The organism is Curtobacterium sp. ZW137 (assembly GCF_003762905.1).
Lineage (GTDB): Bacteria > Actinomycetota > Actinomycetes > Actinomycetales > Microbacteriaceae > Curtobacterium.
Genome location: NZ_RJKS01000002.1, coordinates 232,039 through 256,095 on the forward strand (window position 1 = coordinate 232,039; position 24,057 = coordinate 256,095).

The following is a 24,057-nucleotide window of genomic DNA, read 5'->3' on the forward strand; positions in this document are numbered from 1 at the left end:
GGGGGCCGAGCGGGCGAAAGACCAGGCTCCCGCCAGGCGGACACCGCGGCATTCCGCCCGCTCAACCACCCGGGGGCCGAGCGGGCGAAAGACCAGGCTCCCGCCAGGCGGACACCGCGGCATTCCGCCCGCTCAACCACCCGGGGGCCGAGCGGGCGAAAGACCAGGGTCCCGGCGCATGGGCGATCTGGCACTTCGCCGGCTCGGCGCAGGCAGGGCCGAGCGGGCGAAATGCCCGGGCCCCCGCGGTGGGTACCGCGGCATTTCGCCCGCTCAACGCAGCCGGGCTCGAGCGGGGCTGGGACGGGCGCGGCACGGGCGGACGGAGCGGCGCGACGACTCCGGTACCGGCGGCGCGGCGGCGGCGTCTGCGGACTCGGCGACGGCGGGCGGCGGCGCCAGGCACCAGGCACCAGGCGACGGGCGACGGGCGACGGGCACTAGGCGACACCAGGCGCCAGGCGCCGGGCACCGGGCACCGGGCACCGGGCACCGGGCACCGGGCACCGGGCACCGGGCACCGGGCACCAGGCGTCGGGCACCAGGCGTCGGGCACACGAAGAAGCCCCGGTCCGTGAGGACCGGGGCTTCTGTGTCGCGTTGGTTGCGGGGGCAGGATTTGAACCTACGACCTCTGGGTTATGAGCCCAGCGAGCTACCGAACTGCTCCACCCCGCGGCACGTTGATAAGCCTACACGGGTACGGGCGGGGCGCCAAATCGAGCGCCCCGCCCGTGTGTCAGTTGCCCGAGCTGCTGTCGCCCTCGGCGTCGATCGCGGCCTGGATGGCCTCCTGCAGACGCTTGTCCGCCTCCGCCGCAGCGACGAGGTCGTTGTCCGCGTAGGCCTGCGTCCGGTCCTGCAGCGCAGCGTTCGCGTCCGACAGGGCCTGCTGCAGCGCCGGGCTCGGCGTGGTGCCCGTGCCCGTCGAACCGGAGGAACCGGAGGACCCGGTCGACCCGGAGTCGGTCGACCCGGAGTCGGAGCCACTGCCCGAGGACCCGGAGTCGGAACCGGAGCCCGAGGACCCGGACCCGTTCGCCGCGCCCTGGTCACCCGCGGCAGCGCCGGAGTCACCACCGAAGAGCTGGTTCAGCGCCTCGTCGAGGGTGTCCTCGAACGCGATCTTGTCGCCGAAGGCCACGAGCACCTTCTGCAGCAGCGGGTACGAGCCGCTCGACGTCGACTGGACGTAGACGGGCTGGACGTAGAGGAACCCGCCACCGACCGGCAGCGTGAGCAGGTTGCCCTGCTTCACGGTGCTGTTCCCGCGTTTCAGGATGTTCAGCTCCTGCGACACGGTGGTGTCGGAGTTGAACAGGTTCTGCACCTGGAGCGGGCCGGGGATGTTGTCCGTCTTCGGGATCGTCAGCAGTGTGAGCTTCCCGTAGCCGGACGAGCGTTTGCCCTTGCCGGCCCCTCCGGCGTCGGAGTCGACGGCGAGGTACCCGGTCAGCACGTTCCGCGCGTTCGACCCCGTCTGCTGGGGTATGTACGTCGTGTAGAGCGTGTAGGCGGTCCCCTGCCCCGGCACCTTCATCGTCAGGTAGTACGGGTCCTGTTGGTCGGCCTTGGCGGTCGTCGTCTGGGTCCCGAGCGCGTTGGTCGTCGTCGTGGAGTCGGTCGCGGTGGTGTCGCTGTCGTTCGACCCGCTGGTGGGGTCGGACGGTGTCGTCCACGCGTCGTCTCCGGAGTAGAACGAGTTCGCGTTGGTGACGTGGTACGTCCCGAGGATCGACCGCTGCACCTTGAAGAGGTCGGTCGGGTAGCGCACGTGGTCGAGGAGCTCGGCGCTCATCGAGGACACGGACTTCATCGACGTCGGGAAGATCTTCTGCCACGTCTTCAGCACCGGGTCCTTGGTGTCCCACGTGTAGAGCGTGACCTTGCCCGTGTAGGCGTCGACGGTGGCCTTGACCGAGTTCCGGATGTAGTTCACCTGGTCGGTGCGGTAGGTCGAGGACTCGGTGCCGTTGATGCTGTCCGACAGGCTCTGGCTCTGCGAGTACGGGTACGCGTCACTGGTCGTGTAGCCGTCCACGATCCACTGCAGCCGGTGGTCGACGATCGCCGGGTAGACGTCGCTGTCGAGCGTCAGGTACGGCGCGACCTTCTTCACACGGGTGATCGGGTCACGGTCGTAGAGGATCTGCGAGTCCTGGTTCACCGCGTTCGAGAGCAGGATCTGCTCCGACTGGAACTTCGCCGCGTAGACGAGCCGGTTGAAGAAGTTCCCGATGCTCGGGCCACCGTTGCCCTGGTAGGTGGTGGTCGCGTTGCCGCCGTTGGCGTCGTTCGAGTCGTCGGAGCCGGACGGGTAGTCGAGCTCGACGTTCTTGGAGCCCTTCGGCGCACCGACGATCGAGTACGGCGGCGAGGTCTCACCGAAGTACACGCGCTGCTGGTAGTCGCCGAGGGCACCGGTGGTCGGGATGCCGGACTCGAGGAACACCGGCTTGCCGTCGCTGGCGCGCTGGTTGCCGTAGGCCGCGGTGACGCCGAAGCCGTGGGTGTAGACGAACGTGCGGTTGTACTGCGTGTTCGCCGCGGCGCTGAGGCCGTCGAGGTCGATGTCGCGGACCGCGATGACGGTGTCCTCGGTCTGGCCCTTGATGTCGTAGCGGTCGACGTCGAGCTCGTCCGGGAACTGGTAGTACTGCCGCGACTGCTGCAGCTGGCTGAACGTGTCCGACACGATCTTCGGGTCGATCAGCCGGATGTTCGTCGTGGTCTGGGCGTCTTCCGCCAGGGCGCCGGTGGCCGTCTCGGTGGTGGCGTCGTAGTTCGACTCCTTGACGCCGGCGACCCCGTAGGCGTCACGGGTGGCGTCGATGTTCCGCTGGATGTACGCGGACTCGAACGAGCGCTCCGACGGTGCGACCTGCAGGCGCTGGACGATCCACGGGTAGATGCCGCCGATGACGATGGCGGAGACCAGGAGCAGCCCGGTGCCGACGATGGAGATCCGCCAGCGGCCGATGATCGCGGTGACGATGAACAGGATCGCGACGATCGCGGCGATCCCCGCCATGATCTCGCGGCCCGGGATGGTGGCGTTGACCTCGGTGTACTGCGCACCGGTGATCAGCGAGTTGCTCTTCGTGAGAGCCGCGTACTGGTCGAGCCAGAGACTGACGGCCTGCAGCGCGATGTAGACGGCGGCGGTGATCGCGAGCTGGACGCGGGCGGCGCGCGAGATGCGGACCTCTCGCCCACCGAAGCGCATGGCACCGTAGAGGTAGCACGCGGCGAGTGCGGCGAGGCCGGCGATCAGCACGACCGCGGACGAGTACGCCACGACCGAGCGCCAGAACGGCAGCTCGAAGACGTAGAACCCGATGTCGAGTCCGAACTGCGGGTCCTTCTGGCCGAACGGGGTCCGGTTGAAGTACTCGAGCACCATGCTCCAGCGCGGCGCCGTCGCGAGCCCGGCGAAGATGCCGAGGACGACCGGGATGCCGATCATCACGACGCGGCGGAGCGGCTCGATGACCTGCTGGTAGCGGTCCAGCTGCGAGCCGAGCTTCGCGTAGACCGGCCGGAACCGGAACGCCAGCAGGATGCTCAGGTACACCGGGACGGCCATGCCGAGGAACCCGGCGAAGAACATCGCCGTCCCTGCGATCCACCTGGTGGTCAGGACCTGCTGGAACCCGAGCTGCGCGAACCACGCGTAGTCGGTGTACAGGCTGGCGAAGATGAAGAAGGCGATCACCAGTGCAGCGAGCACGATGATCGTGACCACGATCGGGACACGCGGCGAACGCCGTCCCGCGGTGGACGAGGTGGACGAGGCAGTCGTCACGTGATGTGCTCCAGACGTGTCGGACCGGCGGCCCGGCGCACCGGGCCGTCAGTGCTCACGATCCTATTGGACCGGACCGACTGCGAACCTGTACCCGATCTCAGGATGACGGCCGGGGCCTCCCGTCCGTCGCGGTGACGACCACGCCGGGAACGCGAGCCGGGTCGACGCCGACCGTCTCAGGAGCCGCAGGTGGCGAGACCGGCCGTGCTCTTCCCGCTCGCGATCGTGTCGAGGTCGGTGACCGCCTGGTCCAGCGTCTTCACGGCGTAGACGTCGAGCCCGTCCGGGACGTGCCCGACGACCTCGTCACAGTTCGACGCCGGCGCGAGGAAGACGGTCGCTCCCGCGTCCTTCGCGCCGTACAGCTTCTGCCGGATCCCGCCGATGGCCCCGACCTCGCCGTCCGCGGTGATGGTGCCGGTGCCGGCCACGTGCTTGCCGCCGTTGAGCTTGCCCGGTGTGATCTCGTCGATGATCCCGAGCGCGAACATCATGCCCGCGGAGGGTCCGCCGACGTCCTGCAGCTTGATCGAGACGTCGAACGGGAAGTCGTAGTGCTCGACGACCCCGACGCCGAGGAGCGCGGTGCCGCTCTGCTCGCGCGGCGTGACCTGGACGTCCTCGGACTTCCCGTCACGGGTGATCGTCACGGTCGCCGGCGACGAGGTGCCGTGCTTGCCGACCAGGTCGCGGAGCGTCGTCGCGTCCGCGTTCGTCGTCAGCGAGGTGCCGTCGAACGCCGTGATGACGTCGCCCTTCTCGATCACGCCGTCGGCCGCGGTGTCCTTGCCGACCGTCCCCACCTCGAGCTCCGTGGGGATCTTCGTCCCCTGCTGGATCAGGGCAGCGGCCACGGCGGACTGCTGCGAGTTCGTCATGTCGGCGGCGTCCTGCTCGTTCACCTGCTCGGTCGTGGTGCCGGGTGGGTAGATCGCCGAGGCGGGGACGACGGCCTGCGACTTGGTGAACAGCGCGCGGATCACGCTCGTCCACGCCGGACGCTGTGTGGCCGTGCCCTCGACGCTCACGGTGAGCATGTCGAGCGCGCCGGACGTCGGGTACGTCGGGTGCCCGTCGACCTGGATCAGCTTGACGTCCTTCGCGTCCTTGCCGGTCCCCTGCTGCTGCGTGCCGATCGTGTTGAACACGGGGCCGGGCAGCTCGATGACGTACGGGCTCGGCAGGACGCTGGCGATGATCGCGAGCACGACGGCCCCGATCACGAAGGCCCAACCAACGGTCCGGGTGCGGGAGCGACGACGGGGCGCGGGCGCGAAGAGGGTCAACGGGGTCCTTCCGGAGGGACACATGCGGGCCGACCGCCCACCTGCTCGCCCTTCCTGCCGGAGGGGCTGTTCGCCCTCGGCGCAGCCGGATGGGCGTTCCCACGGGGCCGTCCCAGGTCCGGTCCCACGAGCGGGGATTAGCGTAGTCGGCATGCCTGATGAACCGCAGCCGGGGCCGGACGACGACTTCCAGGAGATGCTCCGCAAGCTCCTCGCCGGCGAGGGGCAGATCGACCCGTCACAGCTCGCCGGTGCCGCCGGCCTGCCCAACGACCCCGCCTTCGTCGCGAACCTGATGAGCCAGCTGCAGCAGGCCGCCCAGAACGGCGGCGACGGCATCGACTTCTCGGTGACCGCCGAGCGCGCGGTCGCGATCGCCAAGGACGGCGCGCACGGTGTCGACCCGGCGACGAGCCAGGCGAGCGACCAGGCGTTCCAGGTCGCGGCGCTCTGGCTGGACGAGGTCACGAGCGTCGCCGAGCTCACCGCGACGCCGAGCCTGTACACGCGGGAGCAGTGGGCGAAGGCGACCGCGCCGGTCTGGTCGCAGATCGCCGAGCCGGTCGCGGCGAGCATCGCCGACGCCCTCACCGAGGCGATCGACCAGCGTGCGCCGGAAGAACTGAAGGCCATGCTCGGCGACGTCTCGAAGGCGATGCGCGGCGTGGGCGGCGCACTCTTCGCGATCCAGCTCGGCCAGGTCGTCGGGCAGCTCTCGAAGGAGGTCGTGTCCGGCGGCGACGTCGGGATCCCGCTCCTCGACGAGCAGGTCGCGGCGCTCCTGCCGCAGAACGTCGCCGAGTTCGCCGAGGGCCTCGACGTGCCGGTGGACGAGGTCCGGATCTACCTCGCGGTGCGCGAGCTCGCGCATGCCCGGCTGTTCCGGTCGGCGCGCTGGCTGCGGCTGCACATCATCTCCTCGATCACCGAGTACGCCCGCGGCATCCACATCCCGTTCGACCGGGTCGAGGAACTCGCGGCCGACATCGACCCCACCGACCAGGAGCAGCTCCGCGACGCCCTGGCGTCCGGTGCGCTGATCCCGCCGCGCACCCCGGACCAGGACGCCGCGCTCGCCCGCCTCGAGACGATGCTCGCGCTCGTCGAGGGCTGGGTCGACACCGTCACCGCCGCCGCCACCGCGCGGCTCCCCCGGTCCGGTGCGATCGCCGAGACCGTCCGCCGCCGCCGTGCCGCCGGTGGCCCCGCCGAGTCCGCGTTCGCGACGCTCGTCGGGCTGGAGCTGCGCCCCCGCCGCCTCCGTGAGGCCGCGGCGATGTGGCAACGGGTCACCGACGAGCTCGGCGCCGAGCAGCGCGACGCGCTCTGGGAGCACTTCGACCTGGTGCCCGTCTCCGACGACATCGACGCACCGGACGCACTGGTGGCGCGGCTCCGGAACCCGGGGCAGACGCCGGAGGACGACGAGTTCGACCGTGCGCTCGAGGACCTGCTGAACGACTCGACGGGGTCGCGTCCGCGGGAGGACGAGTCGGGCGGGGTGTCCGACGAGGACGGTCCCGACGCCGGTCCGGCTCCCGAGGACGGCCCCCGCTAGTCCCGTCCGGCCGACGGGCCGCGGTGGTGGTCCCGTCCGGCCGACGGGCCGCGGTGGTGGTCCCGTCCGGCCGACAGGTCGCGGTGGTGGTCCCGTCCGGCCGACGGGCCGCGGTGGTGGTCCCGTCCGGCCGACGGGGCGCGGTGGCGGTCCCGACCGGCCGACGGGCCGCGGTGGTCCGGCCTGGAGGCTCGGATCGCCGCCGGCACCCGGCCGCCTGTGGGCAACGTGGTTGTCCACAGATCCGACGGTCGCGCCCCGACGCCCGGTCCCGTCCGCCACGGTGGACCCATGGGCATCCGCATCGATCCGACGCTCGAGTTCGTCTGGCGTGACCCGGTCACCGTGCAGCTCGGCGTCGACCCGCCGCGCGCCGTGGTCGGCGTCCCCACCACGGCCGAGGAACGCTTCCTCCTCGCACTCCGGCGCGAGACCGGCCGGGACGCCCTCGCCGGGGTCGCGGGCAGCGTCGGGTGCCGGCCAGAGGTCGCGGCACGGGTCCTCGGCGCGGCGAGCCCGGCGGTGCTCGACATGCTCCCGGAACCCCTGGTCCGCGTCGAGGTCCACGGGGTCGGCGCTCTGCCCGACACGCTCGACACGTTCCTGACCGGGGAAGGTGTGACCGTGGTCCGGACCACGGCCCCGCGCGGCGGTCCGGTCACGGTGCCGGACCCGGAACCGAAGACCGCGGTCGTGGTGGCCGACCACGTCGTCGACCCGGCGCTCCGTGCGGCGTGGACCCGTCGCGGCACCCCGCACCTGCCGGTGGTCGTGAGCGACGGGCGCATCCGGGTCGGCCCGTTCCTGGTCCCCGGCGCGGGGCCGTGCATGCAGTGTCTCGAGTACGCGCACGTCGACGACGACCCGACCTGGCCGGCGATCGCCGCGCAGGTGTGGGGGCGGCCGGCCGCGCCGCTCTCGCCGTACCGGGTCGGTGCGGTGGCCGCAGCGGTCACCCGTCTCGTCGTCGAGCGGTTGCCGCGGCGCGCCTCCGTCCCCGGCGACGACCAGCTCGTCTTCGACCGCGACGACCTCAGCGTGTCGCGTCGGCCGGCGCGGCCGCACCCCCGGTGTGCGTGTCGATCGCTGCCAGGAACCGGCTCGGAGCGCGCGCTCCGCCCCGAGTGGACCCCTGTCGTGACCACGTGATCGTGACCGTCCGGCGGGCTCGGGTGAGTCCGACGTAGAACAGCCGGCGCTCCTCGTCGACCTCGGCGTCGGTGGTGGCGTGCGAGATCGGGAGGAGGCCCTCGGCAGCGCCCGCGATGACGACGTTCGGCCACTCCAGGCCCTTGGACGAGTGCAGCGTCGCGAGTGTGACGGCGTCGAGTTCGGGCTCGTGGTGGGTCGCTGCCCGGTCGACCAGGTCCTGGGTGAACTGCTGCATCGTCGTGCCCGCGGGGGCGTCCTCGGCGAGGCCCATGATCGCCTGCAGCGCGTCCCACTGCTCGCGGACCGCGCCGGTGCCCTCCGGCGGGGTCGGGGTCCACCCACTGACCTGCAGCACCAGGCCCACACGCCGGGTCAGTTCGTCGTCGGTCTGCCGGATCGCCTCACCGCGCATGTGGTGCACGGCGAGCTTCACCTCGGGACGGTCGAAGAACCGGGTGCCGCCCTGCACCCGGTACGGGATCCCGGACCGGCCGAGGGCCGCCTCGAGCGCTGCGGACTGGGCGCCGACACGGAACAGGACGGCGCAGTCGCCGTAGGCACCGCCCTCGCTGACCAGGTCCGTGATCCGGCGTGCGATCGTCGCAGCCTCGTCGCCGTCGTGCACGCAGGGCACCACGACGGGCTCGGGGCCGGGCACCGGGTCCTGCGCCGCGAGGTCGAGTGCTCCGGGTCGGCCGCGCATCAACGCGTTGGCGGCGTTGACGACCTCTCGCGTGGACCGGTAGTTCCGCTCGAGCCGCAGCACGGACCCCCGCGGGAACTCCGACCCGAAGCCGAGCAGGTACTTGCTGGACGCGCCCGCGAAGGAGTAGATCGTCTGGCTGGCGTCGCCGACGACGCAGAGGTCCTGCCGATCGCCCAGCCACGCCCGGAGCAGGTCGTGCTGGACGGGCGAGACGTCCTGGTACTCGTCGACCACGAAGAACCGGTACTGCTGCCGGACGTAGCTGGCGACGCGCGGTTCGGTCTCGACCATGCCGAGGGTGGCGAGCAGGACGTCCTCGAAGTCCATCTGCCGGCGGTCGTCCTTGAGCCGCTCGTACGCGCGCATCAGGTCGATGACGCGCGCCGGACTGGTCTCGCGCGGCATCACCCGGTCGACGGCCGCCGCCTCGTACTCGTCGAGGGTGAGCCGCTGGACCTTCCGCCACTCCACCTCGGCCGCGAGGTCCCGGAGCACCGGCTTGTCGACGTGCATCCCGATCGTGTCCGCGGCGTGCGCGATCATCCGCGCCTTGGACTCGACGATCTTCGGCGCGTGGCCGCCGACGGTGTCCGGCCAGAAGTAGCTCAGCTGCGACATCGCGGCGGCGTGGAAGGTCCGCGCCTGCACGCTCCCGGCGCCGAGCGCGCGGAGGCGGGACCGGAGTTCACCGGCCGCCCGGGTGGTGAAGGTCAGTGCGAGGACGTGCGCCGGCGAGTAGGTGCCGGTGGCGACGCCGTAGGCGATCCGGTGCGTGATGGCCCGCGTCTTGCCGGTCCCGGCGCCGGCGAGGACGGCAACGGGGCCGAGGAGGGTCGTCGCGACGGTGCGCTGCTCCGCGTCGAGCGCTGCGAGCAGCGCCTCCGGGGAGGGTGGTGTCGGCCCGGCCGGGGTGGTGCTCACGGCAGGTCCAGCGGGCCGCCGTACCACTCCTCGATGATCGCCCGGGCGATCGACGTCCGTCCGGGCAGGAGCAGGGTGTCGCCGGCACGCTCGCGGATGTCCTCACGAGAGAACCAGCGGACGTCGAGGATCTCCACGCCGTCCGGGCGGGCGGTCGACGGGTCGCCGTCCGCCGCACGGGCACGGAACCCGACCATCAGCGACGCCGGGAACGGCCACGGCTGGGATCCGAGGTACTCCGGCTCCTCGACGTGCACGCCGGACTCCTCGAACACCTCGCGGCGGACGGCGTCCTCGAGCGACTCCCCGGGCTCGACGAACCCGGCGAGCAGCGAGTACCGGTCCTGGTCCCACGCGGCGTTCGACCCGAGCAGGATGCGGTCGTCGGCGTCGACGACACCCACGATGATCGCGGCGTCGGTGCGGGGGAAGAGCTCGTGGCCCTGGTCGTCGCGGCGGACCCAGCCGCCGGTGACCACCTCCGTGCTCGAGCCGGTGCGGGGCGAGAAGCCGTGCACCGCGTGCCAGTTCGCCATCGCCACGGCCTCGACCGCGAGGCCCTGGTCACGCGGGGACAGCTCGGTGCCGAACATCCGGAGGCTCTCCCAGGCGGCGTCCTCGGGCTCGATCCGCGCGGCGGTGTCGGCGTCGACGAGGACCGCGGCGAACCGGGTGCCGGCCGGAGCGTCGGCGGCGTCGGACACGGAACGGCCGAGGTAGACCAACGGTGCCCCCTCGGGCACGTCGGCCGCGGCGACGAACCGCAGCGTGCCGTCCGGGTTCCGGAGCATCGCGGCGCCGTGCACCGGCAGGAAGCGGGTCGCCTCGTCGTCGCGCAGCACCCGTCCGAGGCCGGGCGTGCTGCGGTACTCGGCATCACGGTCGAGCTCGTTGCGGGCGAGCGGCAGCCGGGCGGCGAACTCCACGGTCACGGATGACTCCTCGGGTCGGTGTCGTGTCGGGACCGGACCAGCGTGGCGCGCACCGATCCAGACGTCGGCGGACCTACCCTGTGGGGCATGGCGGGATCCCAGTTCACTCTAGCGGCGTTGGCGACGACGGCCGTGCCCGGACTCGTCGTCACGGGCACGCGCACCCTCGGCTCGGTCGCGGCCGGTGACTACGAGTCGGCGGTCCTCCGCGACTCGGACGGCATCGAGTCGGCGATCCGCCGTCCCCGGAACCAGCGGGCCGAAGCGCGGCAGTCGGCCGACCTCCTCGCGATCCGTGCGCTGAGCGCCGGGATCAGGTCGCGCCTCCCGTTCGCGGTCCCCGAGTACCGCGGTCAGGCGCCGATCGGCTCGACCCGCGCCATCGTGACCGGGTTCGTCCCCGGCAGCCACCCGTCGCTCGGCGCCCTCGGCGAGCGTCCGGAACTCGCCACCAGCGTCGGCCGTGCCGTCGCGGCGATCCACCTGCTGCCGACCAGCTTCGTGACCGACGCCGGCCTGCCCTCCCTCACCCCCTTCGAGGTCCTCCGTTCCGCCGTGTCCGTGATGGACCGTGCCGTCGCGACCAAGCTCGTGCCGGCCGCGCTGCAGGACCGCTGGGAAGGCGCCGCGCGCGACCAGCAGCTGTGGCAGTTCACGCCGACCGTCGTGCACGGCGCACTCGGCCCCGACGTCCTGCTCGTGCAGGGCGACGACGTCACCGGTGTCCTCGGCTGGGGCGAGCTCCGACTCGGCGACCCGGCGAAGGACCTGGCATGGGTGCTCGCCGGCCGTCGCGACGCCTTCGACACCGTGCTCAGCGCCTACGAGGCGAACGGTGGCGGCCGAGACCGCCAGCTCGCCCAGCGGGCCCGGGTCTACCACGAGCTCGAGACGGCGCAGTGGCTCCTGCACGGCGTGCAGGCGAAGAGCACCTCGGTCGTCGACGACGCCGTCGCGATGATGCACCGTCTCGTCGACGCGGTGCACGCACCGTCGGCCGCGCCGCTGCAGTCGGTGTCGCCGGAGACGATGGAGATCGGCGAGGTCGAGCAGCTGCTGTCGTCGACCGAACGTCGGCACGGCTGACGCGGCCGTTCCGGCATTCTCGGCTTCTCCGGCTTCTCCGGCTTTTCCGGCATTCGCGGCCTTGGAGGCACGGTGCGGGTCCGTCCCGCACGTCGCGTCAGCCGATCGCGGCGTCCCAGGCACGTTCGAGCCCCGCACGGTCGAGCAGCTCCGCCGGCCGGATCTCCAGGTCGTCCGCCACGAAGTAGAACACCGCGTCGACGTCCGCGATCGGGCGCCCGGTGAACTCGGCGTAGGCGACGCGGTACAGCGCGAGCTGCAGCTGCCGGCGTTCCAGGTCGGTCGCTCCGGACGGTGCCTTGCCGGTCTTCCAGTCGACGACCTCGATCCGCCCGTCGATCTCGTAGACCGCGTCGAGCTTGCAGACCACGCTGTGCCCGAGGAACGGGATGTGGATCTCCCGCTCGACCTCGACCGGGGTCAGGCCCGCCCAGCGTGAACGGGCGAAGGTCTCCTGGAACTCGCCGAGACGACGGGCGTCGTCGTCGCTGACCGCCGCGTCGGGAGCGGCCGACTCGTCCGGGTCGGCGTCGAGCTCGCCGTCCCACACGTCGAGCAGTTCCGGCGATCCGAGCGTCTCGAGCGCCCCGCCGGAGCGCGCACGGCGCTCGACCCACTGGTGGAACAGGGTGCCGAGCCGGGTGGCGCGGTAGGGGCGCTCGGGCATCGGCCGGCGCAGGCGCTCCGCGACGGCGTCGGGCTCGGTGAGGTAGTCCTTGAACCCGGACGCCGGCACCCGGTGCGGGACCACCACGCGGTGCTTCGCGGACCGGGCAGCGCGGCGCTCCGCGAGCAGCAGGTCGATGTCCGCGGCGAAGCGTCCGGCCGCGCCCGGGTTCGCGTTCCGGACCCGGTCGGCGGCAGCGGCGACGCGCGGCGCACGGTTCCCGAACGGGACGTGCGGCCACTCCTGGGTCGCGCCGGCGTCGCCGAGGGGGTTCTCCTCGTGCTCGGTGGTCTCCGGGATCCGGTCGGCTGCGACCACCCCGGCGTCGACGAGGTCCGCGAGGTACCGGCTCGGCTGCATCGGCTTCACCCCGCCGGCCCAGAACGAGCCGCTCACCAGCAGCTCGTGGCGCGACCGGGTCAGCGCGACGTACGTCAGCCGGCGCTCTTCTTCCTCGTTGCGGGCCTTCACCTCGTCCTTGAAGGCGTCGATCGCGAGCGTGACGTCCTTCTGGGCGTCGTGCCCCCGCCAGTCCAGGCGCGGGAGCTCGTCCGCGTCGCCGCGGAACTCGTACGGGAGGCGTCCGAATCCGATCCACCCCGATGACCCTTCCTGCGGGCGGGCGGGCAGCGCACCCTCGACCATCCGGGGGACCGCGACCGCGTCCCACTCGAGCCCCTTCGAGCCGTGGATCGTCAGGATCTGCACGGTCCCGGCCTCGGGCTCCTCGGATCGGGGACCCATGTCGTCCCGGCGCGCTGCCGCATCGATCCAGCCGAGGAAGGCGCCGAGGTCCGCGCGGTCGTCCGTCCCCACGAACCCGGCGAGTTCGTCGACGAAGGCGTCGAGGTACGCACCGCTCCCCTGCTCGTGCGCGGCGACCTCGATGTCGAGGTGCATCTCCTGGATCACCAGGGTGACGAAGTCGACCAGGTCCCCGGCGGCACGGGACCGGAGCGCGGCGAGCTGCTGCCCGAGCCGGCGCATCCGGTCGCGGCCGGCCGGGGTGATGCCCTGCAGGGCGCCGTGCTCGTCCGGTGCGACCGCGACGAAGTCCAGGGCGTCCACGACCGAGCCGTGCTCACCGACCGCGACCGACGCGCGGAAGGCGGCGGTCACCTCGTCGTCGAGGCGCTGCTGCGTGTGGTCCCGCTTGAACAGCCACTGCGCCAGGCCGTGCAGCGCGACGACGTCCGCCGCGCCCACCCGCCAGCGGGCCCCGGCGAGGAGCCGGATCAGGTCGTTGCCGGCGGCCGGGTCGTGGAGCACCCGGAGGCAGGCCACCAGGTCGACGATCTCCGGACGCTGGAGCAGTCCCCCGGTGCCGAGCACGTGGTACGGCACTCCCCGCTGCCCGAGTGCCCCGGTGAACGCCGCGAGGTCCTTCCGGGCACGGAGGAGCAGCGCCATCGAGCCGCCCGGGTTCCGGCGGCGGTGGTCCTCGAACCAGGCGGCCACGGCGGCCGCTTCTTCGGGCAGGGTCTCGGTGAAGACGGCGTGCACGACACCGGCGTCGGCGCCGGGCCGTGGTGACAGGCGCTCCACGTCGACCTCGGACGCCTCGGACAGGGGCGCGACGACGGCGTTGGCCCCGGCGAGGACGTCGACCGGGTTCCGCCAGCTCGTCGAGAGGGCGAACGTGCGCGGAGCGGCGGCGCCAGCGTCGCCAGCGTCGCCAGCGCGTCCGAAGTCCCGCGGGAACCGGGCCAGGTTCGCCGCGCTCGCGCCGCGGAACCCGTAGATCGATTGGTGCGGGTCCCCGACGGCCATCACCGGGTGGTCGTGGAACAGCCGTGCCAGGAACCGGGTCTGCACCACGGAGGTGTCCTGGTACTCGTCGAGGAGGACCACCCTGAACCGCCCCCGGAGGTCGTCGACCACGCGCGGTGCGGCCTCGGCGGCGGCGAGGGCCAGCGCGATCTGGTCGGAGAACTCCACGAAGCCGCGGTCGACCTTCTGGCGGCGGAACTCCTCGACCAGGTCGGTCAGCGGCTCCAGTGCCCCGATCGCCGCCACGGCCGCGGTGATCGCGGCGTACGGCTTCCCGCGGTTGCCGGGGAGCTCGAGCAGCTCGGAGAACTCGATCGCGAAGCGCCGCAGCCGCTCGGGCTCGACGAGGTGCTCCGACGCTGCTCCGGCGAGCGCGACGACGGCCGCGGTGATCGTGTCGACGTTGCGGTCGAGGCCGGCGAGCCGGTCGTCCCGGGCGGCGACCACGACCCGGCGTGCCAGCTGCCACGCGGACGGTTCGGTGAGCACCTGGGACTCGCCGTCGCGCCCGACCAGCAGCGCGTTCTCGCGGAAGACACTGTTCGCGAAGGCGTTGTAGGTGGACACGGTCGGGGCTTCGAAGGCGTCGCCGGCAGTGATCAGGCCGGCGTCCTCGAGCGCCCGGATCCGGTCGTTGATCCGGATCGAGAGCTCCCCCGCCGCCTTGCGGGTGAAGGTGAGTCCGAGGATCTCGTCCGGGCGCACGTGGCCGTTGGCGAGCAGCCAGACGACCCGCGACGCCATGGTCTCGGTCTTGCCGCTGCCGGCGCCGGCGACGACGAGGGCCGGTGCGAGGGGTGACTCGATGACGGCGCGCTGCTGCTCGGTCGGGCGCGGACGGCCGAGTGCGTCGGCGATCGCATCCGCGCCGTGCCGGACCAGGACGTCGTCCTCGAGCAGTTCGTCGGTCACCACGTCACCTCTCCCACCACGTGGATCCGGCACTCGACACCGGTGCGTGCCTTCTCGCAGTGGTCGTCGACGTTGGCGACGAACGTGCGGCCGGCCATGCCCCTGGCGACCTCGTGCAGCCGTTCCCGGTAGGACTCGCGCGCGTCGGGGTCGAACGCGTGCTGGGTCCGCTCCGAGTAGGCGTGCCCGCCCTTCGGGTTCTGCACGAAGACGAGCCGGGCATCGGTCATCGGCGACCCGGCCGGGACGCCCTCGACCGCGCCGTCCTCCACCGCGAGCTGGTAGGCACCGAGCTGCGGGTGCTCGGGCATGTCGTTCTTCTCGCTCGGCATGCTCCGGCCGGTCTTCAGGTCGACGACGCTGACGCGGCCGTCGGGGTCGATCTCGATGCGGTCGATGCTGCCGCGCACCCGTGCCGGGCCGGTGACGAGGGCGAACGAGGTCTCGGCGCCGAGCAGCTGCCGTCCGGCGCTGGCGAACGTGCGCAGGTAGTCGCTGAGCCCCTCGATCATCCGACGCGTCCTGGCGCGTTCACGGTCGCCGATCCACGGGGACTCGAACGTCAGCTCACCCCACCGGGACTCGACCCGTTCCCACAGCGACTCGACGTCGATCTCGGTCGCGTGCTCCATCGCCTCGTGCACGATCGTGCCGATGCCCATCGCCGGGCTCGGTGCGCCGCCACCGAACGTCTGCACGAACCAGTGCACGGGGCACTCCTCGAAGGTGCCGATCCGCGACGGGGAGACCCCGACGGTGGGCGGGACGAGCTCGCCGCTGACCGGGTCCTCGACGGCGGCTCCGTCCAGGTCGACGAGCGGGTCTTCCGTCGTCGGCTCGGCGGTGCCGTACCAGTCGTCGGGCGATGCGCCGGGGACCTCGGCCTCGGCCAGGCGCGCGAGTGCGGAGGCCGCCTCGTGGTCACCGGTCGCCACCACCCGACGGCGGAGCGAACCCGCGAGTCCCCGGAGTGAGAGCGGGTGCGCGGTGGGCTGGCGGTCCGGCGGCACGGGCACGAGCCGGACGAACGGGGACGGGGACTCGTCGTCGTTGGCGATCGTCCCGATGACCACCTGGGTCGTGGCGCGGGAGACCGCCCGGGCGAACAGCCGGAGCTCGTCGGCGATCACGGCGGCGCGGTCGTCCACGACGTCGTGGTCGGTCCCGGCAGCGGCGCGGACCAGTCCGTCCGGGTCGAGGAGGCTGCCCCGGACCCGGGTGTTCGGCCACACGCCGTCCTGCAGGCCGAGCACCACGACGACGTCGCACTCGAGCCCGATCGTCGCGGACGGGGTGAGCACGCGGACACGCCCGGCGGTCCGGTCCGGGCCGATGCTGTCCTCGGGCAGGTCGGCTCCGAGCAGGTCGTCGACGAAGACCCGCGCGGGGGCGTCCGGCGTGCGCTCGACGAAGCGCTTCGCCGCGGTGAACAGCCCGACCACGGCGTCGAGGTGCCGGTCGGCCTCGCCGGCACCGACACCACCCGCGAGCGACTGGCCGCCCCAGATGCCGGCGAGACCGCTGCGCTCCCAGAGGCCCCAGAGGATCTCCTCGATGCTGGCACCGGACTCGGCGTCGGCGCGGGCCTGGACGAGGCTCCGGGCGAGGCGGGTGGCACGGCGGGCGAAGGCGGCGTCGACGGTGACGAGCCGCTCCGGAGCCCCGAGCGCGTCGACGAGCAGTTCGTCCGCGGTGCGGGTGCCGCCGCCGGCCAGTTCTTCACGCCGGAGCGCGAGCCGGAGCCGCCGCATCGCGAGCGTGTCGAGCCCGCCGAGAGGACCGGTCGCGAAGGCGGTCGCGAGGTCGGCGTCGAGCGGCAGCACCCCCAGCGAGACCGCCGCGGCGTCGATCAACGAGCGGGCGGCGGAGTCGTCCCGGGGTCGGGTCGGCGCGGCACCCGCCGTGGCGGGGACCTCCGCGACGGAGAGGGCACGGACGAGTTCGGGGATGGCCGCACCGCTGCGCGTCACGACCACCATGCGGTGCCACGGGACGCCGTCCATCAGCTGGTGCTCGCGCAGCCGACGGGCGACGGCGACCACGAGCGCGGAACGGCTGCCGCCCTCGAGGTGCAGCACGGAGTCCGGCCGGCCGTCGGTGTCGCGGGCGAGCGCGGTCCGCTGCCGCCCCGCCGCGGCGGCCCCGACGCGTCCGGTGATCCCGCTGACGAGCGCCCGGATCGGCGCGGGGTGCCGGTGCACGGTCCCGAGCACGACGTCCTGCACGTGCGCGACACCGAGCCGGGACGCGAGCCGGCCGAGGACGTCGGGCTCTGCACCGCGGAAGGCCGACGCGGCGATGTCCGGATCGCCGAACGCGACGACCTGGACGCCGGAGCGGGCCAGCGCACCGAGGAGTGCGATCTCCCCCTCGACGAGTTCCTGCGTGTCGTCGGCGACCACGAGCCGCAGTGCGGCCACCGCGGGCGGGAGTTCCCCGCGGAGCACGGCGGCGGTGGCGAAGGCGACGAGCTCCGCGGCGTCGAGGCTCGTCGTCCGGAAGGCGGTCAACGCGGCCCGGTACTCGTCCACGAGGTCACCGACCGCCCGCCACTCCGGCCGGCCCTTCTCGTCCGCGAGCTCGCGCATGTCGTCCGGTTCGACGCCGGCGGCGACCGCGCGCATCATCACGTCGCGGAGTGCCGTCCGGAACCCGGCGCGTTCCCGGACGACGGCGGTGATCGGCTGCGGCCAGTCCGGGCCGGTGCCGTCGGTCTCGTGGCCGGCGAGCAGGTCGGCGAGGATCCGGTCCTGCTCGCCACCGGTGAGGAGGGTCGGCGCGGGCTGGCCCTGCGCGGCGGCGGCGAACGCGACGATCTGGAAGGCCAGGGAGTTCACGGTGCAGGCGAGCGCGCCGGGCGTGACCCGCTCGACCGTCACCGCGAGGTGGTCACGGAGCGCGGTCGCCGCGGTGCGCGAGGACGTCAGGGCGAGCACCGTCGCGTGGCCGTCCGGGGTGATCGCGTCGGGCCGCCGGAGCCGGGTGGCGACGAGGCGGGCGAGCGTCGAGGTCTTGCCGGTGCCGGGAGCGCCGATCACCGCTGCGTGCACGCCGTCGGGCAGCGCGAGCACCGCTGCCTGCCCGGGGTCCGCGACCAGCGCGCGGGACACCTGCGTCGGCGCGGGTGCTGGCGTCAGCGTGGTCGTGGGCACGTCCGTACCGTACCGAGGGCGACCGACAACTCCGGTGACCGACCGGCGGTGCGCCGGACGCCGGACTCCGCACGCCGTGCGCCGGACGCCGTGCGCCGGACGCCGTGCGCCGTGCGCCGTGCGCCGTGCGCCCAAGGCGAACGGAGGGTCCGCCCGAACACGGCTCGGATATGGTGAGCACGTGGACATCAAGATCGGCATCATCAACAGCCCGCGCGAGATCGCCTTCGAGACGAAGCAGACCGCGGAAGAGATCGAGAAGGCCGTCTCCGAGGCGCTCGCATCCCAGACGCACCTCGCGCTGCAGGACGAGAAGGGCCGCAAGTACGTGGTCGCCGCCGCAGCGCTGGCCTACGTCGAGTTCGGCTCCGAAGAAGCCCGCCGCATCGGCTTCGTCGCGTAGCACCGGCGTGGAACTCCTCTTCGCGATCCTAGGCGGCCTGATCTGCGGTGCCATCGCGCACGTGCTGCTGCCGTTGCGCTCGACGCGTGGTCAGCTGCTCGGCCCGACGGTCGGCGGGATCACCGCCGCCGTCCTCTGGGAAGTGCTGACCTGGGCCGGCTGGCAGTACGACGCCACCTGGATCTGGGTCGTCGCGCTCGTCGGCGCGGGGGTCGTCGCACTCGCCGCGGAGTGGCTGCTCGGCCGACGCCGCACCGCGAACGACGCCGCCTTCTACGAGGCCGTGAGGAACCGCGGCGGCGCCGGAGCGACACGCCGCGCCTGAGCACCCCTGCCGCTGCCAGCGGCACGGTCGAGCCCCTCAGGCCGTGAGCCCGAGCGCGTCCATCCGCCGGGTGTGCGTCGCGATCAGCTCGGTCCAGACCGGCTCCAGCCGCGACTGGTCCTCGCGCGCGTGCGACGCCAGCGCCGACCGTGCGACGAGCAACGTGTCACCCACGAGCCGTCGTCCCCACATCGCCAGCCGGGACGACACCTGCGGTTCTTCGTCGATGCGCGCGCTGAGCTCCTCGACGACGGCCGCTTCTTCGCGCGCGTCGAACACGCCCTGCAGCCGCTGCTGCACGTCGTTCGGCAGTGAGCGCAGCAGGTTCGCGAAGAGGTCGTTGAGGATGCCGGCGGTGACGTAGCCCGTCAGCATCGACTCGTACCAGTCCGCACCGCTCGTCCGGTCGAGGAACAGGTCGATGGCTTCCCGGTGCGGCGCCATCAGCTCGGCCGGGTCGGCTCCGGTCCGCTCGATCTCGGCGACGATCGACCGGTGCCGGTCGAGCGCGGTCGTGGCGAGCACGCCGGTGACCAGCCGTCCGGACAGGGTCGGCGCCGACGCTCCGGCGCGGCCCATCGTCTCGTACAGCGAGAGCTGGAGGTAGGCGGCCTGCCCGAGGTAGACGTCGAGCTCGGGGCTGACGTCGTCGAGCTGCAGGCGCTCCACCTGCGCGGGGTTCTTCGGGTTCCGCGACGCGAGCCATGCTGCTGCGAGCTGCGCCGCGCGCTTCCGGTTCCACCACGACACCACGCCTCCAGCATAGGGGGAAGGACCCGTCCGCTCCGCGCGCCGGTAGACTGGTTCGGACTCCCCGATAGGACAGGGTGACCTTTTTGACTTTCTCAGACCTCAACATCGAGCAGGACATCGTCGATGCGCTCGCCGGCAAGGGCATCATCGAGCCCTTCCCGATCCAGGAGCAGACGATCCCGCTCGCCCTCACCGGCCAGGACATCATCGGCCAGGCCAAGACCGGGACCGGCAAGACCTTCGGGTTCGGCCTCCCCCTCATCCAGCGTCTCGGCGCCGACCCCGCGCACGGCGTGAAGGCCCTCGTGGTCGTCCCGACCCGTGAACTCGCGGTCCAGGTGACCGAGGACCTCGAACTCGCGACCTCGAACCGCTCCACCACGATCGTCTCGATCTACGGCGGCAAGGCGTACGAAGGCCAGATCGAACAGCTCAAGGCTGGCGCGCAGATCGTCGTCGGCACCCCCGGGCGCCTGATCGACCTGCAGCGTCAGCGACTGCTCGACCTCTCCCACGTGCAGGAAGTCGTCCTCGACGAGGCCGACCGCATGCTCGACCTCGGGTTCCTCTCGGACATCGAGCGGATCTTCCAGGCCGTGCCCGACGTGCGCCACACGATGCTGTTCTCGGCGACCATGCCGGCGCCGATCGTCGCGCTCGCCCGTCGCTTCATGTCGCGTCCGGTGCACATCCGCGCCACGGACCCGGACGAGGGCCTCATGCAGGCCAACATCAAGCACCTCATCTACCGCGCGCACTCGCTCGACAAGGACGAGGTCATCGCCCGCATCCTGCAGGCGAACGGCCGCGGCAAGACCGTGATCTTCACCCGCACCAAGCGTGCGGCGGCGAAGCTGGTCGAGGAACTGAAGGACCGCGGGTTCAACGCCGCAGCGGTGCACGGCGACCTCAACCAGGAGCAGCGCGAGCGCGCGATGGCGGCGTTCAAGGCCGGCAAGCGCGACGTGCTCATCGCCACCGACGTCGCGGCCCGCGGCATCGACGTGGACGACGTCACGCACGTGATCAACCACACGATCCCGGACGACCCGGACACGTACCTGCACCGCGCCGGTCGTACCGGTCGCGCGGGCAAGACGGGCATCGCGGTCACGTTCGTGGACTGGGACGACCTGCACAAGTGGACGCTGATCGACAAGGCCCTCGAGTTCGGCATCCCCGAGCCCGTCGAGACCTACTCGTCGTCGCCGCACCTGTTCGAGGAACTCGACATCCCGCAGGGCACCAAGGGCCGTCTGCCCGGCTCGTCGTCGCACGCCGCCACGGCGGGTGCGCCGGAGCGCAGCAGCTCGCGGCCGCCGCGCCAGCCGCGCCAGTCGGACGGCTCCGGTGAATCCGGCGACTCGCGTCCGCGTCGTCGCACCCGGACCGGAGGCTCGGATCGCCCGGCAGCGCAGGCTGCGGACTCCGCGCCCAAGGTCGAGAGCACGGGTCCGGACAGCACCGACGGTGACGGTGCCGCGACCAAGCGTCGTCGTCGTCGCCGTCGTCGCGGGGCCGGCACGGGGGGCGAGGCGACCGCCTCGTCGCCGCAGCCGGCGTCGGACGGCGAGTAGCGCCTCCCGTCCGGTCATCCGGAAGGACTTCGTGAACGCGACAGTGCCCGTGGGTCTCACCCACGGGCACTGTCGCGTTCCGGCAGCAGTCGGTCAGGCCAGGCGCGAGCCGGGGCCGACGACCGGGGCGCTGCCGGTGGCCTGCGCGAGGATCTCGTCGAAGGCGCGGCGGGACGTCCGGTGCTCGCCGAGCCGGTTCGGCTTGCCGGTGCCGTGGTAGTCGCTGGAACCCGTGACGAACAGGTCGTAGCGGTCCGCCCACTCGAGCAGGGTGCGCTTGCCGTGGGCGAGGTTCTCGCGGTGGTCGACCTCGAGGCCACCGAGCCCGGCGTCGACGAGCTCCCGGAGGGCGGCTTCGTCGATGACGATGCCCCGTGAGGTCGCTGCCGGGTGCGCGATCACGGGCACGCCGCCGGCGCCGCGGATGAGTTCGACGCCCCGGAGCGGTGTCGGGGCCTCGTGCGGTTCGTAGTAGCCGGAGGCCGGGTGCAGGATGCCGCGGAACGCCGCACTGCGGTCGGACTCGAGGCCGCGTGCGACGAGCGCGTCGGCGATGTGCGGCCGGCCGATCGTCGCACCGGGGCTGGCCTGCGCGATGACGTCGTCCCAGGTGATCGGGTGGTCCTGGCCGATGCGCTCGACCATGCGACGCGCGCGGGCGAGCCGTCCGTCGCGGATGCGGGTGGTCTCCGCGACGAGCGCGGGGTCCTCCGGGTCGACGAGGTACCCGAGGACGTGCACGCTCCGGTACCCGACACGGGTGCTCAGCTCGAGGCCGGGGACGAGCGTCAGCGGGAGCTCGCGCGCGGCGGCCGTCGCCTCGGCCCAGCCCGACGTGGTGTCGTGGTCGGTCAGCGCGACGGCGTCGAGGCCGGCAGCGGCTGCGGCCCGGACGAGCGCGGCGGGCGGCTCGGTGCCGTCGGAGACACTCGAGTGCGCGTGCAGGTCGATGAACGGGTCGGGCACGGCACAATGCTATCCACAGGTGAGCGGGTGCACAGGCCGAGGGGCTGGTGCGGTGCGATGATGGGGGCATGGCCGACACGACTCCCCGCGCGACGAGCAACCGCTCCACCACCCCCGGCTCCTCGACCTTCAAGGACTTCATCGGGTCCCAGTGGGCCGAGCGGGACCGCCCCGTGCCCGCTGCACGCGAGCAGGCGACGTTCGCCGCCGCACGCCGGGCACGCATCTCCGAGCTGCACCCCGGACGCACCATCGTGGTGCCCGCCGGGCAGGCGAAGGTCCGCTCGAACGACTGCGACTACCCCTTCCGTCCGCACTCCGCGTTCGCGCACCTGACCGGGTGGGGAACCGACACGGTCGTCGGTTCCGTCCTCGTGATGACCCCGAACGACTCCGGGCACGACGCCACCCTGTACTTCCGCGCCACCGCCGGGCGCGACTCGGAAGAGTTCTACGCAAACCCCGAGATCGGCGAGTTCTGGGTCGGGCCGCGTCCGTCGCTGGCCGAAGTCGCTGCGGACCTCGGTCTCGCGACGGCCGACCTCGGTGACTTCGCGGGTGTCTCGGACGCCCTCGACGACTCCGTGCTGGTCGTCCGCGACGCCGACGCCGACCTCACCCGCGCGCTCGACGACCGGATCGGCTCCCCTGTCGGTGGCCTGGCCGAGTCCGACGACGCTCCCGCCTCCGACGACGTCCTGGCCCGCGACCTCTCCGAGCTCCGCCTCGTGAAGGACCCGTTCGAGGTCAACGAGCTCCGCAAGGCCGTCGACGCGACCAAGCACGGCTTCGACGACGTCATCGCCGACTTCGACGCGGTGCTCGCCCACCCCCGTGGGGAGCGCATCGTCGAGGGAACGTTCAACCGCCGAGCACGCGCCGACGGCAACACCGTGGGCTACGACACCATCGCCGCGTCCGGGCACCACGCCTGCATCCTGCACTGGACCCGGAACGACGGCGCCGTGCAGCCCGGGGACCTGATCCTCATCGACGCCGGCGTCGAGGTCGACTCGTTCTACACGGCCGACATCACCCGCACGCTCCCGGTCAGCGGGACGTTCACCGACGTGCAGCGCCTGGTCTACGACGCCGTGCTCGAAGCCGCGGACGCCGCGTTCGCGATCGTCAAGCCGGGCATCACCTTCCGGCAGGTGCACGCCACCGCGATGGACGTCATCGCGCGGAAGACCGCCGAGTGGGGCTTCCTGCCGGTCTCCGCGGAAGAGTCGCTGCAGCCGGACAACCAGTTCCACCGCCGTTACATGGTGCACGGCACGAGCCACCACCTCGGCCTCGACGTCCACGACTGTGCGAAGGCCCGTCGTGAGATGTACATCGACGGCGTCATCGAGCCCGGCATGGTGTTCACGATCGAGCCCGGTCTGTACTTCCAGCAGGACGACCTGACCGTCCCCGAGGAGTTCCGCGGCATCGGCATCCGCATCGAGGACGACATCCTCGTGACCGCCGACGGTGCTGAGAACCTGTCGATCGGCATCCCCAGGACCCCCTCGGAAGTGGAGGGGTGGATCGCCCGCACCGGGCGCTAGCCTGAGCGGGTGAGCACACCCGAGGCGACACCGCAGAGCACCTCCCCGCAGCAGATCGCGATCGACGTCGAGCACTTCGACTCGCCCGACGCCATGCGGCTGCGCGCTGCCCAGCGCATCGAGATCGACAGCACCTACGGAGGGGACACCGAGCCGGGTGCGAAGCCGACCGCGGAGTCCATCGCGGTGTTCTTCGTCGCGCGGGACGCCGACGGCACACCGCTCGGATGCGGGGGCCTGCGCGTCGTCGAGGACGGCGTGACCGAGATCAAGCGGATGTACGTGCGGCGGGAGTCCCGCGGTGCGGGTGTCGCGACGGGGATCCTCCGGCGCCTGGAAGAAGCGGCGCTCGACCTCGGGTCACCGGCGCTCGTGCTCGAGACCGGCACGGAGCAGAAGCGCGCGATCCGGTTCTACGAGCGCGAGGGGTTCACCCGCATCGCGAACTTCGGCCCCTACGTCGGCGCCCCGCTCTCCGCCTGCTACTCGAAGGTCCTCTAGCGCCGGCCGCTTCGCCGATCCCGTGCCCC

General features: G+C 72.3%; 16 protein-coding genes and 1 tRNA gene. 8 read left to right on the forward strand and 9 right to left on the reverse strand.

What is annotated here, in order from left to right:
• Positions 1-601 precede the first annotated feature (601 nt).
• The 3 genes from EDF55_RS06255 to EDF55_RS06265 form a co-directional block, all read right to left on the reverse strand.
• Positions 602-678, reverse strand: a tRNA-Met gene (locus tag EDF55_RS06255).
• A 61-nt stretch (positions 679-739) separates the two neighbouring features.
• Complete coding sequence (locus tag EDF55_RS06260) at positions 740-3,805, reverse strand: UPF0182 family protein (RefSeq protein WP_395869951.1); 3,066 nt, start codon at positions 3,803-3,805, stop codon at positions 740-742.
• A 179-nt stretch (positions 3,806-3,984) separates the two neighbouring features.
• Positions 3,985-5,094 carry a PDZ domain-containing protein gene (locus EDF55_RS06265; protein WP_243698298.1) on the reverse strand — a complete coding sequence of 370 codons (1,110 nt, stop codon included), beginning with the start codon at positions 5,092-5,094 and terminating at the stop codon, positions 3,985-3,987.
• 151 nt (positions 5,095-5,245) lie between these two features.
• On the opposite strand from EDF55_RS06265, the gene EDF55_RS06270 reads away from it, so the two are divergent.
• Together EDF55_RS06270 and EDF55_RS06280 are read left to right on the forward strand one after the other, a co-directional pair.
• Complete coding sequence (locus tag EDF55_RS06270) at positions 5,246-6,652, forward strand: zinc-dependent metalloprotease (RefSeq protein WP_123654087.1); 1,407 nt, start codon at positions 5,246-5,248, stop codon at positions 6,650-6,652.
• 291 nt (positions 6,653-6,943) lie between these two features.
• Complete coding sequence (locus EDF55_RS06280; protein WP_123654088.1) at positions 6,944-7,801, forward strand: TOMM precursor leader peptide-binding protein; 858 nt, start codon at positions 6,944-6,946, stop codon at positions 7,799-7,801.
• Here the strand turns inward: EDF55_RS06280 and EDF55_RS06285 are convergent.
• Both EDF55_RS06285 and nudC read right to left on the reverse strand, forming a co-directional pair.
• Entirely contained in the window at positions 7,686-9,431 is a 1,746-nt protein-coding gene (locus EDF55_RS06285) for an ATP-dependent helicase (RefSeq protein WP_123654089.1), read from the reverse strand. The genes EDF55_RS06280 and EDF55_RS06285 overlap by 116 nt on opposite strands.
• Positions 9,428-10,363, reverse strand: coding sequence for an NAD(+) diphosphatase (nudC, locus tag EDF55_RS06290; RefSeq protein WP_123654090.1), 936 nt, complete (start codon positions 10,361-10,363; stop codon positions 9,428-9,430). Before nudC ends, EDF55_RS06285 begins: the two co-directional genes overlap by 4 nt.
• An 87-nt stretch (positions 10,364-10,450) precedes the next feature.
• Between nudC and EDF55_RS06295 the strand changes: the two genes are divergently transcribed.
• On the forward strand, positions 10,451-11,449 hold the full coding sequence (locus tag EDF55_RS06295; protein WP_123654091.1) for a phosphotransferase: 999 nt from the start codon (positions 10,451-10,453) through the stop codon (positions 11,447-11,449).
• Between the two features lie 97 nt (positions 11,450-11,546).
• On the opposite strand, the gene EDF55_RS06300 is transcribed toward EDF55_RS06295, so the two are convergent.
• Together EDF55_RS06300 and EDF55_RS06305 are read right to left on the reverse strand one after the other, a co-directional pair.
• Positions 11,547-14,798, reverse strand: coding sequence for an ATP-dependent DNA helicase (locus EDF55_RS06300; RefSeq protein ID WP_260235847.1), 3,252 nt, complete (start codon positions 14,796-14,798; stop codon positions 11,547-11,549).
• Entirely contained in the window at positions 14,795-17,950 is a 3,156-nt protein-coding gene (locus EDF55_RS06305) for a UrvD/REP family ATP-dependent DNA helicase (protein WP_185017183.1), read from the reverse strand. Before EDF55_RS06305 ends, EDF55_RS06300 begins: the two co-directional genes overlap by 4 nt.
• A 181-nt stretch (positions 17,951-18,131) precedes the next feature.
• On the opposite strand from EDF55_RS06305, the gene EDF55_RS06310 reads away from it, so the two are divergent.
• Together EDF55_RS06310 and EDF55_RS06315 are read left to right on the forward strand one after the other, a co-directional pair.
• Entirely contained in the window at positions 18,132-18,353 is a 222-nt protein-coding gene (locus EDF55_RS06310) for a DUF3107 domain-containing protein (protein ID WP_123654093.1), read from the forward strand.
• A 7-nt stretch (positions 18,354-18,360) separates the two neighbouring features.
• On the forward strand, positions 18,361-18,678 hold the full coding sequence (locus tag EDF55_RS06315; protein WP_123654094.1) for a hypothetical protein: 318 nt from the start codon (positions 18,361-18,363) through the stop codon (positions 18,676-18,678).
• A gap of 36 nt (positions 18,679-18,714) precedes the next feature.
• Here the strand turns inward: EDF55_RS06315 and EDF55_RS06320 are convergent, their stop codons facing one another.
• Positions 18,715-19,431, reverse strand: coding sequence for a ferritin-like domain-containing protein (locus EDF55_RS06320; RefSeq protein ID WP_260233430.1), 717 nt, complete (start codon positions 19,429-19,431; stop codon positions 18,715-18,717).
• An 83-nt stretch (positions 19,432-19,514) separates the two neighbouring features.
• On the opposite strand from EDF55_RS06320, the gene EDF55_RS06325 reads away from it, so the two are divergent.
• Complete coding sequence (locus EDF55_RS06325; protein WP_123654095.1) at positions 19,515-21,008, forward strand: DEAD/DEAH box helicase; 1,494 nt, start codon at positions 19,515-19,517, stop codon at positions 21,006-21,008.
• 93 nt (positions 21,009-21,101) lie between these two features.
• Here EDF55_RS06325 and EDF55_RS06330 read toward each other — a convergent pair whose 3' ends face one another.
• The gene (locus EDF55_RS06330; RefSeq protein ID WP_123654096.1) at positions 21,102-21,974 is read right to left on the reverse strand and encodes a PHP domain-containing protein; all 873 of its coding nucleotides are present in this window, start codon (positions 21,972-21,974) and stop codon (positions 21,102-21,104) included.
• A gap of 68 nt (positions 21,975-22,042) precedes the next feature.
• Here EDF55_RS06330 and EDF55_RS06335 point away from each other — a divergent pair, with 68 nt between their 5' ends.
• Complete coding sequence (locus EDF55_RS06335) at positions 22,043-23,527, forward strand: aminopeptidase P family protein (protein ID WP_123654097.1); 1,485 nt, start codon at positions 22,043-22,045, stop codon at positions 23,525-23,527.
• Positions 23,528-23,536: 9 nt separating this feature from the next.
• Entirely contained in the window at positions 23,537-24,028 is a 492-nt protein-coding gene (locus EDF55_RS06340) for a GNAT family N-acetyltransferase (RefSeq protein WP_311316800.1), read from the forward strand.
• Positions 24,029-24,057 lie beyond the last annotated feature (29 nt).

What these genes read in the sequence shown, in the direction of transcription:
- EDF55_RS06270 (WP_123654087.1), top strand. Translation starts at nt 5,246, where the DNA reads ATGCCTGATGAACCGCAGCCGGGGCCGGACGACGACTTCCAGGAGATG.
- EDF55_RS06280 (WP_123654088.1), top strand. Translation starts at nt 6,944, where the DNA reads ATGGGCATCCGCATCGATCCGACGCTCGAGTTCGTCTGGCGTGACCCG.
- EDF55_RS06295 (WP_123654091.1), top strand. Translation starts at nt 10,451, where the DNA reads ATGGCGGGATCCCAGTTCACTCTAGCGGCGTTGGCGACGACGGCCGTG.
- EDF55_RS06335 (WP_123654097.1), top strand. Translation starts at nt 22,043, where the DNA reads ATGGCCGACACGACTCCCCGCGCGACGAGCAACCGCTCCACCACCCCC.